The organism is Streptomyces sp. CBMA123 (genome assembly GCF_014596465.1).
Lineage (GTDB): Bacteria > Actinomycetota > Actinomycetes > Streptomycetales > Streptomycetaceae > Kitasatospora.
In genome coordinates, this window is record NZ_MECK01000580.1 from 1 (window position 1) to 396 (window position 396).

Genomic DNA, 396 nt, shown 5'->3' on the forward strand with positions numbered 1-396 from the left:
CAGTCGGGGGGCAGGTCGGTGCGGCCGGCGCCGGTGAGGACGGCGTGCAGGAGGGCGTGCCGGGCGCCCGGTTGGAGGCGGACGTCGTCGGGGAGCAGCCGGGCGGCGCGGACCACCTGGTTGTCGAGGAAGGGCGCGTGCAGCCGTTGGCCGGGCCGTTCGGCGGCGTGCAGGAGCGTGCGGTAGGAGCGCGCCTGGCGGTAGAGGGCGTGGCGGGCGCGGTGCGCGCCGGGGTGTTCCTCGGGCGCCGGTCTGCGCGCCGCCAGCCGCAGCCGTAGGGCGACCGAGGAGAGCGCCTCGTCGGAGAGCCAGCGGGCGGCCGGGCCGGGGACGCACCAGACGAGGTCGACGGCCGAGCGGTCGCCCGCGGTGCCGGCGCCGTCCGGGACGTGCCGG

1 protein-coding gene is annotated in these 396 nt (G+C 79.8%); it reads right to left on the minus strand.

The window, feature by feature from the left end; genetic code table 11:
• The coding region (locus tag BG452_RS37750) for an asparagine synthase-related protein (RefSeq protein WP_262986106.1) at positions 1–396 on the minus strand (396 nt) is incomplete at both ends.